General features: G+C 40.7%; 12 protein-coding genes. 10 read left to right on the top strand and 2 right to left on the bottom strand.

Annotated features, from left to right (window positions below; genetic code table 11):
• The first annotated feature begins 79 nt into the window (after positions 1-79).
• From kduD to K358_RS0104900, 5 genes are all read left to right on the top strand, one after another.
• Positions 80-841 carry a 2-dehydro-3-deoxy-D-gluconate 5-dehydrogenase KduD gene (kduD, locus tag K358_RS0104920; protein WP_027695772.1) on the top strand — a complete coding sequence of 254 codons (762 nt, stop codon included), beginning with the start codon at positions 80-82 and terminating at the stop codon, positions 839-841.
• A 16-nt stretch (positions 842-857) separates the two neighbouring features.
• A complete protein-coding gene (locus K358_RS0104915; RefSeq protein ID WP_027695771.1) occupies positions 858-1,181 on the top strand; it encodes a cupin domain-containing protein in 324 nt (107 codons plus the stop codon).
• Between the two features lie 81 nt (positions 1,182-1,262).
• A complete protein-coding gene (locus K358_RS0104910; protein ID WP_027695770.1) occupies positions 1,263-1,901 on the top strand; it encodes an RpiB/LacA/LacB family sugar-phosphate isomerase in 639 nt (212 codons plus the stop codon).
• Positions 1,902-2,101: 200 nt separating this feature from the next.
• Positions 2,102-3,031 (top strand): 2-dehydro-3-deoxygluconokinase, encoded by a 930-nt coding sequence (gene kdgK, locus K358_RS0104905; RefSeq protein ID WP_027695769.1) that lies wholly within the window; start codon positions 2,102-2,104, stop codon positions 3,029-3,031.
• A gap of 24 nt (positions 3,032-3,055) precedes the next feature.
• Complete coding sequence (locus K358_RS0104900) at positions 3,056-3,679, top strand: bifunctional 4-hydroxy-2-oxoglutarate aldolase/2-dehydro-3-deoxy-phosphogluconate aldolase (protein WP_027695768.1); 624 nt, start codon at positions 3,056-3,058, stop codon at positions 3,677-3,679.
• 104 nt (positions 3,680-3,783) lie between these two features.
• Here the strand turns inward: K358_RS0104900 and K358_RS0104895 are convergent, their stop codons facing one another.
• Both K358_RS0104895 and K358_RS0104890 read right to left on the bottom strand, forming a co-directional pair.
• A complete protein-coding gene (locus tag K358_RS0104895) occupies positions 3,784-5,784 on the bottom strand; it encodes a heparinase II/III domain-containing protein (RefSeq protein ID WP_027695767.1) in 2,001 nt (666 codons plus the stop codon).
• A gap of 138 nt (positions 5,785-5,922) precedes the next feature.
• The gene (locus K358_RS0104890) at positions 5,923-7,101 is read right to left on the bottom strand and encodes an alginate lyase family protein (RefSeq protein WP_083962752.1); all 1,179 of its coding nucleotides are present in this window, start codon (positions 7,099-7,101) and stop codon (positions 5,923-5,925) included.
• A gap of 373 nt (positions 7,102-7,474) precedes the next feature.
• On the opposite strand from K358_RS0104890, the gene K358_RS0104880 reads away from it, so the two are divergent.
• From K358_RS0104880 to K358_RS0104860, 5 genes are all read left to right on the top strand, one after another.
• Positions 7,475-9,247 (top strand): sodium:solute symporter family protein, encoded by a 1,773-nt coding sequence (locus K358_RS0104880; protein WP_027695765.1) that lies wholly within the window; start codon positions 7,475-7,477, stop codon positions 9,245-9,247.
• A 79-nt stretch (positions 9,248-9,326) separates the two neighbouring features.
• Positions 9,327-11,324 carry a heparinase II/III domain-containing protein gene (locus tag K358_RS0104875; protein WP_027695764.1) on the top strand — a complete coding sequence of 666 codons (1,998 nt, stop codon included), beginning with the start codon at positions 9,327-9,329 and terminating at the stop codon, positions 11,322-11,324.
• 402 nt (positions 11,325-11,726) lie between these two features.
• The gene (locus K358_RS0104870) at positions 11,727-13,490 is read left to right on the top strand and encodes a sodium:solute symporter family protein (RefSeq protein ID WP_027695763.1); all 1,764 of its coding nucleotides are present in this window, start codon (positions 11,727-11,729) and stop codon (positions 13,488-13,490) included.
• Positions 13,491-13,549: 59 nt separating this feature from the next.
• Positions 13,550-14,731 carry an oligogalacturonate lyase family protein gene (locus tag K358_RS0104865; protein WP_027695762.1) on the top strand — a complete coding sequence of 394 codons (1,182 nt, stop codon included), beginning with the start codon at positions 13,550-13,552 and terminating at the stop codon, positions 14,729-14,731.
• A 252-nt stretch (positions 14,732-14,983) separates the two neighbouring features.
• Positions 14,984-15,700 carry an oligogalacturonate-specific porin KdgM family protein gene (locus K358_RS0104860; RefSeq protein ID WP_027695761.1) on the top strand — a complete coding sequence of 239 codons (717 nt, stop codon included), beginning with the start codon at positions 14,984-14,986 and terminating at the stop codon, positions 15,698-15,700.
• Positions 15,701-15,725 lie beyond the last annotated feature (25 nt).

Below are 15,725 nucleotides of genomic sequence, written 5' to 3'. Positions count from 1 at the left end.
TCACTATTGCTACTGTGACAACACTGAAGCAAAACACTGTATTTATTAATTGCCAAGCTAGGCACTAAGGGAAATAACTATGATTCTGAATGCATTTAATCTTGAAGGTAAAGTAGCAATTGTTACTGGTTGTGATACTGGTCTTGGTCAAGGCATGGCTCTAGGGCTAGCACAAGCAGGCTGTAAAGTGGTTGGTGTTAACTACACCGCACCAGAAGAAACCATCGAGCTAATGAACGCAGGTGGTCACACTTTCCTTGATGTTCGTGCAAACCTTCTAAAGCAAGACGACATCCCAACAATTATTGAGAAAGCACTGGCTGAATTTGGCCAAATTGACATCTTAGTCAACAACGCCGGTATCATTCGCCGTGAAGATGCTATCGAGTTCTCTGAGCAGAACTGGGATGATGTCATGAACATCAACTCTAAAACCGTATTCTTCATGTCTCAAGCGGTTGCTAAGCAATTCATCGCTCAAGGCAATGGCGGTAAGATCATCAACATCGCATCAATGCTTTCTTTCCAAGGTGGTATCCGCGTACCTTCTTACACTGCATCTAAGAGTGCAGTAATGGGCATCACTCGCGCAATGGCTAATGAATGGGCGAAGCACAACATCAATGTAAACGCGATTGCCCCAGGTTACATGGCAACGAACAACACTGCCGCACTACGTGCAGATGAAGACCGTAATGCCGCTATTCTTGAGCGTATTCCTGCTGACCGTTGGGGTAAACCAGAAGACGTAGCTGGCCCTTGTGTATTCTTAGCATCTGATGCAGCAAGCTACATTAATGGCTACACTGTTGCTGTTGATGGCGGCTGGTTAGCACGTTAATAGAGGAAGAATTACTATGTTTGTACACGGTAAAGACGTTGAACTTGAAGATCTAGGTGATGGTGTTAAGCGTAAAATTTTAGCTTATAGCGATAACATCATGTCAGTGGAAGTTCATTTTGAAGATAACGCTGTTGGTTACCTTCATAATCATCCACATGAACAATTAACCTACGTATTATCAGGTGAATTTGAATTTACTATCGGTGATGAGACTAAAATTGTTAAAGCCGGTGACGCGCTTTATAAAGAACCTAACATTATGCATGGCTGTAAATGTTTAAAAGCTGGCGTATTGCTAGATAACTTTACCCCAATGCGTAAAGACTTCATCGAATAATCAATTATTGGCTTGCCTAGTTTCAATCTGACCTAGGCAAGCAAAACTAAAAATTTATCAGTTTCCTATTGGAGAATATCAATGAAAATCGCACTAATGATGGAAAACAGCCAAGCTGGCAAAAACGCAACGATTCTTAACGAACTAACAAGCGTTGTTGAGCCTATGGGTCACACGGTTGCTAACGTAGGTATGAGCGATGAAAACGATCATCATCTAACGTATATCCACCTTGGTATTCAAGCGAGCATCCTACTTAACTCTAAAGCGGTTGATTTTGTTATTGCTGGTTGTGGTACGGGCCAAGGTGCAATGATGTCACTTAACCTACACCCAGGTGTGGCTTGTGGTTACTGCCTAGATCCATCAGATGCATTCCTATTCAACCAAATCAACAACGGTAACGCACTTGCTCTAGCATTTGCGAAAGGCTTTGGTTGGGCTGCTGAGCTTAATGCTCGTTACATCTTCGAAAAAGCATTCACTGGCCCACGTGGCGAAGGTTACCCAGTTGAGCGTAAAGAACCTCAAGTTCGCAACGCAGGTATCCTAGGTGAAGTTAAAGCTGCTGTTTGCAAAGAAAACTACCTAGATACGCTACGTGCTATCGATACAGAACTAGTGAAAACAGCCGTAACCGGTGAACGTTTCCAACAATGTTTCTTCGACAACTGCCAAGATGATGAAATCAAAGCATTTGTAAAAGAAATTTTAGCTTAATCGCTAAAACCTAACTGTAAAACCGTAACACTTCATATGATGTACCTACTTTTTGCCGATCTCCCCAGATCGGCTTTTTTTTTGCCTAACATTTCTAAAAACACACACAAATCACAAAAAACGAAACAACGTTCCATTTTAATTGACCACAACAATTCAATTACAGATAATAGGTTCATTACGTTTTTAGGAGAAATATTATGCAAGTCAGTCGCGTTGCGGTTATCGGTGAATGTATGGTGGAACTACAAAAAGCCGGTGATGAACTCTATAAACAAAGTTTTGGTGGTGACACACTCAACACCGCCCTTTATCTTTCTCGTCTTACCCATAAAGAGATCACTACTTCTTATGTGACTGGCTTAGGCAAAGATCCATTTAGCCAAGCCATGCTAGAGGCGTGGAACAAAGAAGCCATCGACACTTCTCATGTGCATATCTCAGAGAAAAAATTACCCGGCCTTTACTCCATCTCAACCACAGATGATGGCGAGCGCAGCTTCCAATATTGGCGTAGTGATGCAGCCGCTCGTTACTGGCTACTTGAACAATCTGAAAGCGCCGTTATTGACACACTCAGCCAATATGACCTTATCTATTTAAGCGGCGTAAGCTTGGCAATTTTACCCAAAGAAGCACTAGATAAATTAGTGACGGTTCTGACTACCTGCAAAGCGCAAGGCTGTAAAATTGCTTTTGATAACAACTACCGCCCTGCTCTATGGGAAACCCCACAACAAGCTCAGCAAGCCTATCAAGCGATTTTAAAGCTAACCGATATTGCTTTCTTAACTTATGATGACGAAGAAATGCTATACGGTGATACGAGCGAACAACAAGCGATTGACCGTACTCAAGCGTTTGGCGTCAATGAGATTGTGATTAAACGTGGCGGAGAAGCGTGTTTTGTTATTACCCAAGATGAACGCATTGAAGTGGCGCCACAAAAAGTCGGCAACATTGTAGATACCACCGCAGCTGGCGATTCATTCAGTGCCGGTTACTTAGCCAAGCGCCTGACTGGGGGCAGCTTACTAGAATCTGCACAAATGGGACATAAACTTGCCGGCACTGTGATTTGTTTCCGTGGCGCGATTATACCAGCGCAAGAAATGCCTGAATTAAACTAATATCCGTATTATTAAGGACAAACCATGACAACTGTTAAACAACGTTTAAGTGAAATAAAAGTCGTTCCTGTTATTGCAATTAAAGACGCTGATAAAGCCGCAAAGCTTGCACAAGTTTTAGTCGAAAATGGCCTACCTTGCGCAGAAATTACGTTCCGTACTCCAGCAGCCGCACAAGCAATTAAAAACATGCGTGAAGCTTACCCTGATATGCTTATCGGCTCTGGAACAGTATTAACCACTAAGCAAGTGGATGAGTCTATTGAAGCGGGCGTCGATTTTGTAGTAAGCCCGGGCCTTAACCCAACGACCGTTAAATACTGTCAGCAACGCGGCGTACAAATCGTACCGGGTGTTAACAACCCAAGCCTAGTTGAGCAAGCCATGGAACTCGGCCTAGACACACTAAAATTCTTCCCTGCTGAACCTTCAGGCGGCGTAAACATGCTAAAAGCACTTACTGCGGTTTACCCAGTAAGCTTTATGCCAACCGGTGGTGTTAGCCCTAAAAACGTCAACGACTACCTCGCTATTCCGGCAGTATTTGCTTGTGGTGGTACTTGGATGATCCCAACCGATCTAATTGACGATGAAAAATGGGATGAGCTGGCTACCCTAGTAGCTGATGTAGCGAAAATTCTCGACTAAACTACGTTACCAGTCACCTATAAAACAAAACCGAGCTATCAAATTAGCTCGGTTTTTTTATTGGTTGGAATGTCGTAGCGTCTTTTAAAATCAGTAATAATTGCTCAACTAAAGAAAACCTTAGAGTTCTCTAAGTCTATTTCCACTTTCTTTTTTACCGTATCTTGAGTTAATTCCAACTGAATAACTTCATTTTTCCATTCGACACAATCAACAGTAATACTCTGTGAAAGTGTTAGGTCATAAATTGCTAAAGCTTTAAAAGACGTGTCTTTATTTCTAAGCAATAAATAGGATAGATCTTGGGTTGCTGGGTTATCTGGTGCTCGACCAGTTAAAACCGCCGAATGTTGTGGTGAATACAAATGAAAATGAAATTTAGGCTGGTCTTGAATATCAAAATGGTAACTATGTAAACCTTGAATAGAATGCTGACGACAGCTATGCATACGACTTAAAGGACCATTCAGAGGATTACTCAACTCTTGGTAAGATTGTTGCTCACATAACTCTCCACGCACATGCCAAATTAAATCTAGCTGTTTATTATGCGGATTGAGCACCTGATTAATATCAATCGCAATATCAGCTAACCATAAAATACTTCGTCGATAGCTAACATTTAAATATGCTTCATCATCCCACTGCTTAATAGTATGGCTATCAAGTTCTATCGCGGTTTCTGACCAATCCACCAGCGTATCAACAAAAGTGAAGGCGCTCGTTTGCTGATAATCCAAACATCTTGGAGTGGCAGGTGGCTGATTTTTTTGTTCCACTGCTAATGTGTTGTGAGTCGCTGTATTCTTGTAATAACCGTAATGAAGCTCTGCCCCATAACCTGTAGTTCCGATATCCGGCAGAATTTCTCGCCCATTACGACAAATAATTAAACCTAATCGATCATAGTGATCGTGTTCACCACCATAAGGAGTATGTTTTAGCAGCAGCATATTACCACTTTGCTCATCGTACATTTTCGTCAAGCCAGAGGTAGGTGCATGTTGTGGCTGACACAATAAAGGTGACAAGGTGGGTAAATCAGACACACCATATAACAACGCATCTAAATTATCACGCGATGAATATTGATAAATATTGATAAGCGCTTGTGCAAATAAAGGATCGTCAAACTGACGATAAGCAAACTCAAAAAGATGGCTATGTGAAAGTTTCTCTTGTCCAGCGATACAATCATTCAATCGCGGAAAATCCCCAGTGACACTAAGCAAAGAAAGAGGGAAAGCCAACATTTTGTAATAATTAGGATCGGCATGAACACTATATTGAGTACGGTGAGCTACCTTCTCAAAAGCCAGCAAAGCCTGTAAAGCATAATAATGGTAATGTATGGAGCCTTCGAACCACATACCGTCTGAATTTACCCCTTCTGCAAGCTGATACTTCAGCCCATATTTAGAGTTAAGAGCAAAATCAATATATTCTGGCTCGTCAATAATCAGCCCAATCAGGCCAATAGTCGCACTGGTTTTCATTTCATGATTATGTAATTGATCGGCTCTATGATCTATTAAAAACTCCGCACCTTCACGTAGTAGTCGCTTTTCGATGTAGGCTCTGTCTTTCACTGAGAGTTGGTCACGAATAAAATCGTATCCACGAGCAAAATCTAAATTGCAGTTGGCTTCACAAAGAGTTTGAGCATTCGCTTTACCTGGACCGTTATATGGGATACCACCATGAGGTTCGTAATCTGGGTAATGTTTTGCGTAACCAAGTAAAATCTCTCTTACTTTTTCAAAATAACTTATCTGTTGGGTGAGTTGCCATAATAAACCTAACTCATAACAGGCTTTGGAATTTAATCCATTAAGCCCACGCCACCAAGCACCATCGTAAGGCTCCCCATAAAAAGCTTTTCCATCGATAGGACAACAATGCTCGGTTGGTTTATCCCATTTCCAATCTAAACGGACTGCATGTTCAGGGCAGAAATAATACAAATTCCAAGTTGCTCGGTTATCGGGTGTAATTAATGTCTGGTTAGAAATAACCATTTTATTATCTTCAATTAACCTATTTAACATGCTACTCGTCACTTTGTTACGAATAGCAAGCATTTCTTCTTGAGTAAACTGCAACATCTTAACTTCACTCACCTATAATGGGTTAAAAATTAGAGGAATAACGACTCTATAAAGGAAAAATAATCATCTAAAATTAAATATAGATAATAAAAATCTGGCATCATTATGTACCACCGTTAACAATGCCAAATAAAATTAAAATAATAAGTTATCAATTAAGTTCTGATGATCTTTTTGTAGTGCTGATACAGCCTTATCAAAGTCACTATCTTTATACACATCTTTCGCAGTTAACATATTGATATAAGCCGTTTTCATGTCTTTTTTCTCTTGATCATTATAAGTCCATGATTCAGGATTAATAATGGCACTAGAAACGTACTTATAACCATTTTTCAGTGAATGCTTATCGACACTATAATTCCAAACATCCACATCAACTAGCTCACCATAATGTCCCAATAAGTTATAAGCTTCTAGATTAAAGTTAGAATAGTGCCAGGGTTTGGTTCTTTCTAATTCAGCGTGTTGCTTGCCTTCGATATCAAACTGATTACCAATTCGGCGCATTTGAGTAATTCTCAAACGCTGCTTGGCTTGATCCATTTGATTAGTGAAAATTGAAAAAGCAACCACTTGTGCATCGAACCAAGTACCATGGTTATTATGCCAATTATCTTCTTCAAACCCATTATCACTAGTCACTAACCAATGGGTAAAATCGGTGTACCACTTTACAATCGCCTTATACTCGTCTTCATTTAATTCCGGCTTAATCAATTCAACCGAGTCCATAACTCCAATTAAAAGTCGGCTATCGATAATCCCGATGCCACGGCCATCAACAATACCGGGTATCGCTTGGGCATATTGTAAGTTTGGATTCATACGAGTATCAGGATCGACAAACCACGCAACTAACTGTTCTCTTGCCTTCTCTGAGTAACTTTCATTACCGGTGAAGTAGTATGCTAAACCTAAGCTCTTCACGTCTTTAGCAAAAGTGATCATACGTTGCTTATCAGTTGCGGATGTTTTTGTATCCATGTTATAGACACCATCTTTCCTAATATAAGGGAGGCCATCTTTAGTGTCTGGATTCGGCCACCAATAAGGGCCAAAGCTGTAATAGTCATGCTTGTTACCGCTAGCCGGTAGCAATGTCTTATTGACTACAGGATCAATTTTTCGTTTCAACGCTTTATCTGCAGATGAAATAAGCGTATCCATTGCTAATGAGTATTTATCGAGTTGCTGCTTATTTTCAGCTAATTTTTCTCCATCATAGCTAATAAAGCGTACATCCGAATTAGCCGTAGCATTGAATGCTAAGCAAGGTATTAATAAAGATAACGGTAGCATTACTTTCTTCATGTGAACTCCATTTGAGTTTTGCCTGTGTTTTCCCTTTTTAATCGCTCTGATTTTTTTAATATTCTCATACAGATACAAACCGTGACCGTCATCACTCTCCTTGAAAAAACTTGTGATCTTTATCACTTCAAAAATAACAAGAAAATAATAAATCAATCATTTACAGGTAAATTAACCTTAATTACTCATCACCACCGTCTAAAAGGAGCGAATCTCTAAATAGCCCAAAATAAAGAGATATTGTGATCACAAAATGAAATTAGCAGCGTGATCTTTGTCACGCGTAATAAAAACCTAAGTACGTCAAATCTCCTAGTTCCATAAAGATTTCGATTGAAGGTAGGAATCAAAAAATAATAATTAGGAGAATATAATGAACATCGACATCTTAGTGGTCGCCGTATATTTCGTCTTTATGGTGATAATAGGTTTTTTATTTAAGCGATTAGCTGGTAGCTCAACCAGTGATTACTTTCGCGGGGGCGGTAAGATGCTCTGGTGGATGGTAGGCTCTACCGCCTTTATGACACAATTTAGCGCCTGGACTTTCACTGGGGCGGCGGGAAAAGCGTATACAGATGGTTTCCCTATCCTCGTCATTTTTATGGCGAATGCTTTTGGTTTCTTATTATCTTGGTGGTTCTTTTCATACCGCTTTCGCCAAATGCGCACCGTCACTCCTATTGAGGGGGTAAGACGTCGCTTTGGGGCAACCAATGAGCAAGTATTTACTTGGGCAACCATGCCAACAAGTATTGTTTACACTGGTATTTGGTTAAATGGATTAGCCCTTTTTGTCAGCGCAGTTTTTAAAATCGATATCTCCACAACCATTATCGCTACTGGCTTAATCGTTCTTTTCATATCCCTGATTGGTGGCTCATGGGGAGTCGTTGCTTCTGACTTTGTTCAAATGGTCGTGATCATGGCTGTTACCGTCGTGTGTGCAGTTGCCGCGATTGTCAAAGTAGGCGGTCCATCTAACTTAATTGAACAATTTCCTGCTGATACCATTATGGGCAATAGTATGAACTATCCCCTACTGTTTATTAGTTGGTTTATTTTCATGTTTGTTAAGCAGCTACAAAATATTAATAACATGAATGACTCTTATCGATTCTTAACGGCTAAAGATTCAACCAATGCTCGTAAAGCAGCGCTGCTTGCGTTTATTTTAATGCTAATTGGTCCCATCATTTGGTTCCTACCTCCTTGGGCAACGGCAGTATTATATCCTGATGCCGCTCTTGCTCACTCGGCAGAACTCGGTAAGAAAGCAGCAGATGCGGTTTATCTTGTTTTCGTAGAACGTGTAATGCCAGCAGGCATGGTTGGACTACTAATGGCAGCGGTATTTGCCGCGACCATGTCATCAATGGATTCAGGGCTAAACCGAAACGCTGGCGTATTCGTACGTAACTTCTATTCAATATTCATCGATAATAAAGCAACTGACCGAAAATTAATGCGTGTTAGCCAAATTGTGACCCTCGTGTTTGGTGTACTCATTATTATGGTTGCGTTATTCATCAACTCACTAAAAGGATTAAGCTTATTTGATGCCATGATGTATGTAAGTACCTTATTGCAAATGCCAATTTTAGTACCTTTATTCTTCGGTATTTTCATTCGAAAAACACCAGACTGGGCAGCATGGGCAACACTTATAGTCGGTATCGGGGTATCTTATGTCGTGAGTTTTGTGATAACTCCAGAAGTTATTGCGCAGTGGCTCAACCTAGAAAATGGTTTTACAGGCCGAGAAGCTTCGGATCTTAAAGTAATGAATGGTGTTATTGGTCACTTATTTATTACGGGTGGTTTCTTCTGCCTAACCACTAAATTCTACAAGGCACCAGAAGTTAAACGTCAAAAAGAAATCGAAGAATTCTGGCAAGATGTGGATACACCAGTGGTTGAAAGCGAAGGACAAGATATTGTTGACCGTCAGCAACGCAACATGCTGGGTAAATTGATTCTAATCTTTGGGGCATTGGTCACGGCAATGATATTAATTCCGAATCCATTTTGGGGAAGAATTGCTTTCCTATTCTGTGGAGCAGTAATATTCACCGTAGGTTGGTTACTACTAAAAAGTGCCAAAATTGGGTTAGAAACCCAAGCACCAAAAGTGACGAGTTCTTAAGCATTTAAAACGCTAAACCTAAGATAATAAGGGCGGCCATTGTAGGTCGCCCATTATTCGTTTTCTATCAGAGGTCTATATGTTGCAGTTTAATGATGAAGAAATCTTGAACATTCGAGCTCACGTCACTTCATCAATTATTAAGAAGCTAAAACAAGATAATGACATCATTCTAACCAGCGATACCTTGGTTCCGCCCGATGCTCGTTCTAGTTGGAATTTATACTATTACTGCCCACACCACGGCGTTAGACTTACATGGAATAGATACAACTCCACTCAACACGCTTGCCCGATAGATGGCGAAGTATTCACTGGCGAACCTTATAACAGTGCATGGTGGCGCTGGTTAAATGATCTCAATTCGAAGGCTTGCTATGAGTTGGGCTTATTATGGCAACTGACCCAAGAACCTATTTATTTAGAGAAAGTAAAATCCATCCTACTTGAATACGCCATTCGTTATCCCCACTATGAAGTTCATGGGGATATTCCTTATAACGGTCCAGGAAAAATCAACGCACAAACCTTGTGTGAAGCTAATTGCATGATTAATTTTGCCCGTGGTTATGATTTTATCTGTCAGGATATTTATGAGTTTGAACGTGAAAAAATTGAAACGAGCTTATTAAGAGAAGGGGCAGAATTTTTAATCCAAAACCGTACTCCTCAGCTACATAACCACGAGATCAAAATTAACGCCGCCGTTGGAATTATTGGCCTAATCTTAAATGATTCTCGCTATATCAGTTTTGCCTTAATTTCAGACTATGGTTTACATTATCAGCTTAACCATGGCTGTATTGGTGAAGGTATGTGGTTTGAAGGTTCTATTCATTATCACTATTACGCCCTACAATCACTGCTCGCCTACGAAAAAATCGCCTATAAAACACAGCACTCACTATCGATTAATCCTAACTTACTTAAAATGTTAAAGTTCCCGCTTAATTTAATTATGAGCAACGGAAATTTACCTCGACTTAATGACTGCATTGCGGGGCAAGAACAAGTCATCCATTCTGAAGTATTTGAGTTTGGGTTCAGAGAATACCCATTTGAAATCTTGCACAAAGCGTTGCAATACATTTATAGCCAAGAAGAGCGAAATAATTTAGAAGCACTACTTTATGGTGTAGAGACACTAAAGCAGATAAAGAACCTCTCATGCCAATCGTCTCATCATCCAGATTGTGGCTATACCACCGAATATTCTTCTCTGAGTCGACATTTCATGTTGGTAAAACATGCTCCTTTTGGTGGCGAGCATGATCATTATGATCGACTTAATTTGATTTTATGCCGCCACGGGTATGAAATTCTTCCTGATTTAGGCACAACAGGTTATGGGGCAAATTTGCATTATGCCTACTATAAAAATAGCGCAACCCACAATACACTAGTGGTCAATGAATCTAATCAGCCGCCCAATAACCCAAAGGTATTGAAATACGACAAAACTGAAGATTTTACTATTATTGATACCTTAGCTGACTGGACAACTAGCGCCGAGAACGTGGATAGTCATACCATTGTTCAATGGAATAATGACGCGTATCGCTCCATTTCATATCGACGCACCATTCTATGGATTCATGGGTGTGTTATTGATATTAGCTCGGTTCAAAATCACGAAAAAAATGACATTGCCTTACACTACTTAATAAGAGGTAAGCATACCCTAAATACAGATTGGCAAACGATCTCATCCCCTTTTAAGCATGCCCTACATCGCCTGACTGATTGTCACAAACTCGATCAGGTTATTGAGCGTGAGCTTAGTTACAAGATTCCACAGCAACCTAATTTTCATCAGCAAATTCACACTAATAGCCCTTGCCAACTAGTAACCGGTTACGGGCCTGACAATCCGGCCACCAGCGACATTGCCTATCTAACAATACGTAGTAAGCAAACTTTTTTCTCAAGTCTGGTATTGCATGATTTATCAGGCGACGCCAACATTTGCAATGTGAAGTGGCAAACGAATGAAGCGATTTACTTCACGTTACGAACTGACGATGATCAAAATAACTATTACTTCGATTTTACTACTTCAACCCTCCAAATTTTATAGACGACTTCCTTAAAACTCTCATCAGCTATCAGGGGTATCCTCAAGTGTATCTCTGATAGCAAGCTGTCAACTCCCTTAAAAATAACCTATTGCCATATCAGTTAAAACAATCTACACGCTAGAAAAAACTTCGTTACGTCCCAATCATGATCAGGAAAAAGTATTGCCCTCATCTCATAAATTGAGCAGAAAACGCTCTTAGTAGCTCATATAGAAATAAGCAACACAAAAAAATCAAAAGTGTTGCCCACCACCTATGTCAAAGCAAAATAGAGTGACTAACCTCACATTTGCAACCCAGATTATAAATAATGAACCCTTGTTTTGATTTTGCGCACAGTTTAATTTCCATTTCGCCATTATTATTTATAAAAATTAAAACAACGTTTCAGGATGATGACTATGAACTATGATTACCTCGTAATAGCCGGGTATTTCGCATTGATGATTCTTATCAGTGTGTTATTCAAAAAAATGGCAAGTAATAGTACCAGTGACTATTTTCGTGGGGGCGGTAAAATGCTCTGGTGGATGGTAGGTGCTACTGCCTTTATGACTCAATTCTCAGCATGGACCTTCACAGGTGCTGCGGGTAAAGCATTTACAGATGGCTTCGCTATCTTATTTGTTTTCTTCGGCAACATGTTGGCTTATGTCTTTGCTTACTTCTACTTTGCTCGCCGCTTCCGCCAAATGCGTGTCGATACTCCGACTGAAGGTGTTCGTCGCCGCTTTGGTTCTGTGAATGAGCAATTCTTCACTTGGGTAATCATCCCACTAAGCGTAATCAACGCAGGTGTATGGTTAAACGGCCTAGGTGTATTTGCTTCTGCAGTATTTAATGCAGACATCATCACTACTATCTACGTAACTGGTGCAGCCGTATTAGCTATCTCGTTAATCAGTGGTGCTTGGGGTGTGGTTGCCTCTGACTTTATTCAAACCTTAGTGGTTGCAGTTATCTCTATTGCTTGTGCGGTTGTTGCACTAGTGGTTGTTGGTGGCCCAGGTGAAATCGTTACTGAATTCCCTGGTGGCTTCTTCATTGGCCCTGACATGAACTACCCTATGCTACTTGTTGGTTCTTGCTTATTCTTCCTAGTTAAGCAATTACAAAGTATCAACAACATGCAAGAGTCTTACCGTTTCCTTAACGCGAAAGATTCAAAGAATGCTAGCAAAGCGGCACTAATGGCGCTTGGCATGATGTTCTTCGGTGCGATTGTTTGGTTTATCCCACCTTGGGCAACTGCAATTCTTTACCCAGATGCAGCAGCAGCCTACCCAGAATTAGGTGCAAAAGCTTCTGATGCGGTTTACCTAGTATTTGCTCGTGAAGTTATGCCTATTGGTACTGTTGGCCTATTGATGGCGGGTCTGTTCGCGGCAACCATGTCTTCTATGGATTCAGCACTTAACCGTAACTCTGGTATCTTTGTACGTAGCTTCTACGCAACTGTAGTTCGTAAAGGTCAAGCATCTGATAAAGAACTATTACGTGCTGGTCAATTAGCATGTCTTATTAACGGTATCTTAGTAATTCTAATGGCTCAGTTCTTCAACTCATTGAAGCACCTAAGCTTGTTCGACCTAATGATGCAAGTTGCGACACTACTACAATCGCCAATCCTAGTTCCACTGTTCTTGGGTATCATTATCCGTAAGACACCAAAATGGGCTCCTTGGGCAACAGTAGTAGTGGGTATGTTCGTTTCTTACCTAGTAGTAACAGTATTCACTCCAAGCTTCGTTGCAGGCTGGTTCGGTATTGATTCACTAACAGGTCGCGAAACTTCAGACTTTAAGACTATGATTACCATCGCCGCTCACTTGTTCATTACTGCTGGTTTCTTCTGTGCAACAACCTTGTTCTACAAAGAAGAAAAAGACCCATACGTACAACAAACGAAAGAATTCTTCGAAGATGTTGATACTGAGTGTGTTGCAGAAGAAGGCCAAGATGAAGTTGACCGTATGCAACGTCACAAACTAGGTACTCTTGTGAGCTACATGGGTTACGGTTTAACCGCTATGGTACTGATTCCAAACCCAATGTGGGGCCGCGCTCTGTTCCTTGGCTGTGCTATCGCCATCTTAGTATTCGGTTACTTACTGAAGAAAAGTGCCAAAACAGATGATTCAGATTTAGTACGCGCTTCTAACTAAACACAACAAAATAAATAACAGCCAGTAGCGATTACTGGCTGTCCTTTTAGGAGAATATTATGGCTAAAGGTCAAATTATCGATCTACAATTTGAAACTTTTGTAGATAGCGACACCAATAATAAAGTGACACGTTTAACGCCAACTAACGTCATTTGTCATCGTAACTACTTCTACCAAAAATGCTTTACCACTGATGGCAGCAAACTGCTTTTCGCTGGCGATTTTGATGTAGTAAACGGCGAAGCAAACCGCAACTACTACCTACTTGATTTAAAAACTCAAAAAGCGACTCAGTTAACTGAAGGTAAAGGTGACAATACTTTTGGCGGCTTTATTTCTACCGATGATAAGTCTTTCTTCTACGTGAAAAACGAGCTTAACTTAATGAAAGTTGACCTTGAAACATTAGAAGAAAAAGTGGTGTATACGGTTGATGAAGAATGGAAAGGCTACGGCACTTGGGTGGCAAATTCTGACTGTACTAAACTGGTCGGTATTGAAATCAAGAAAAGCTGCTGGAAACCTCTTACTTCTTGGGAGAAATTCGCAGAGTTCTACCACACCAACCCAACGTGTCGCTTAATTAAAGTCGACATCGAAACCGGTGCGCTTGATGTCGTCCACCAAGATGACGCATGGCTTGGCCACCCTATTTACCGTCCATTTGACGATAATACTATTGGTTTTTGTCACGAAGGCCCACACGATTTAGTCGATGCTCGTATGTGGCTCGTCAATGAAGATGGTTCTAACGTTCGTAAGATCAAAGAGCATGCAGAAGGCGAATCTTGTACTCACGAATTCTGGATCCCAGATGGCAGCGCAATGGCTTATGTGTCTTACTTCAAAGGTCAAACTGAGCGCGTGATCTACAAAGCGAACCCTGACACACTAGAAAATGAAGAAGTCATGGTCATGCCACAATGTTCTCACTTAATGAGTAACCATACCGGCTCTCTCATGGTTGGTGATGGAAGTGATGCACCTGTCGATGTTGCTGACAGTGAAGGTTATGACATTGAAAATGACCCATTCTTATACATTTTAAACACCCAGAAGAAGAGCTATGCGCGTCTTGCTAAGCACAGCACATCATGGGAAGTATTAGATGGTGATCGTCAAATTACCCATCCTCACCCATCCTTCACACCGGGTGATACTGGGGTATTATTTACCAGTGATTTTGAAGGCGTTCCTGCGGTTTATATTGCCGAAATCCCGCAAGAATTACAGGCCTAACCCTGACTTAATAACAACTATTTAACATTGCATTAAATCCCAGCTAACACACTGTTAGTTGGGATTTTTTTACCTCCAAGCACTCCTTATCTAAAATCCATTTCCAAGCCGAATTAACGTGAATTTGTTCACATATCCACCCATACAAAGTTAGCAAGATCACAAATCAAACTGATCTTTCTTTTAAATGGGAACGATGTTTCATTATAGTAATTACAGACAAAAAAAATAACAATATAAAGGACTTTGATTATGAAAAAATTACTACTCGTACCTATGGTTGCCATCGCTCTTACTTCCATAGGTGCTTCTGCTGCCAGCATCAACTTACGACATGAATTTATCCCTGAAGAAGGTGATATGGCCTCTCGACACCGTGATCGCATGACTTTAGCGCACACTTTTGAAAACGGTATCGGGATAAGTGGTGAAATGAAATGGGGCTACGCGGGCGACGATGTCAACTTTGGCGAAATCGAAAGCGTCGGTCATGAAGCAAAAGTTAGCTATACCTACAAAGCTACCGACTCTTTCACTTTACAACCAGCCTACGCTCTTGATTCAAACGATAGTGCCGTTACACACAAACTGGACTTAAAAGGCACACAAAAACTAACGGATGATTGGAATGTCGCGTTACGTTACCGCTATGGTTACAAAAACGTATCTGCGCCAAGTACTGATAACAGCCACTACAACCAGCTGAACTTAACCAGTGGCTACAACATTGGTGACTTCGGATTAGGCATCGATTTCGAATATAAGTTTGAGCAATCAGATAGCTCGGGTTACGACGGTGATAATAATTACTTAAACCTTGTTAACTTAACGGCTGAATACAAAGGCTTTGAAAGTGGTTGGAGACCATTCATTGAATTTGGCATGGTTTCTCAAAATACCGACCTTGCTGCTGACGGTAAAGATGAATATGTTCCTCGCTACCGTGCTGGCTTGAAATATAACTTCTAATAACCTCCCCCCCCCTAAAAGAGTT

The sequence above is a fragment of the Vibrio litoralis DSM 17657 genome (genome assembly GCF_000426765.1).
Classification (GTDB): Bacteria; Pseudomonadota; Gammaproteobacteria; order Enterobacterales; family Vibrionaceae; genus Vibrio; species Vibrio litoralis.
Note: the sequence above shows the minus strand (reverse complement) of the source record. Positions and strands in the feature narration are given on the sequence as shown.

Bases quoted from the DNA above. Each gene is read 5' to 3' on its own strand.
- kduD (WP_027695772.1), top strand. From the start codon at position 80: ATGATTCTGAATGCATTTAATCTTGAAGGTAAAGTAGCAATTGTTACT.
- K358_RS0104915 (WP_027695771.1), top strand. From the start codon at position 858: ATGTTTGTACACGGTAAAGACGTTGAACTTGAAGATCTAGGTGATGGT.
- K358_RS0104910 (WP_027695770.1), top strand. From the start codon at position 1,263: ATGAAAATCGCACTAATGATGGAAAACAGCCAAGCTGGCAAAAACGCA.
- kdgK (WP_027695769.1), top strand. From the start codon at position 2,102: ATGCAAGTCAGTCGCGTTGCGGTTATCGGTGAATGTATGGTGGAACTA.
- K358_RS0104900 (WP_027695768.1), top strand. From the start codon at position 3,056: ATGACAACTGTTAAACAACGTTTAAGTGAAATAAAAGTCGTTCCTGTT.
- K358_RS0104895 (WP_027695767.1), bottom strand. From the start codon at position 5,784: ATGTTGCAGTTTACTCAAGAAGAAATGCTTGCTATTCGTAACAAAGTG.
- K358_RS0104890 (WP_083962752.1), bottom strand. From the start codon at position 7,101: ATGAAGAAAGTAATGCTACCGTTATCTTTATTAATACCTTGCTTAGCA.
- K358_RS0104880 (WP_027695765.1), top strand. From the start codon at position 7,475: ATGAACATCGACATCTTAGTGGTCGCCGTATATTTCGTCTTTATGGTG.
- K358_RS0104875 (WP_027695764.1), top strand. From the start codon at position 9,327: ATGTTGCAGTTTAATGATGAAGAAATCTTGAACATTCGAGCTCACGTC.
- K358_RS0104870 (WP_027695763.1), top strand. From the start codon at position 11,727: ATGAACTATGATTACCTCGTAATAGCCGGGTATTTCGCATTGATGATT.
- K358_RS0104865 (WP_027695762.1), top strand. From the start codon at position 13,550: ATGGCTAAAGGTCAAATTATCGATCTACAATTTGAAACTTTTGTAGAT.
- K358_RS0104860 (WP_027695761.1), top strand. From the start codon at position 14,984: ATGAAAAAATTACTACTCGTACCTATGGTTGCCATCGCTCTTACTTCC.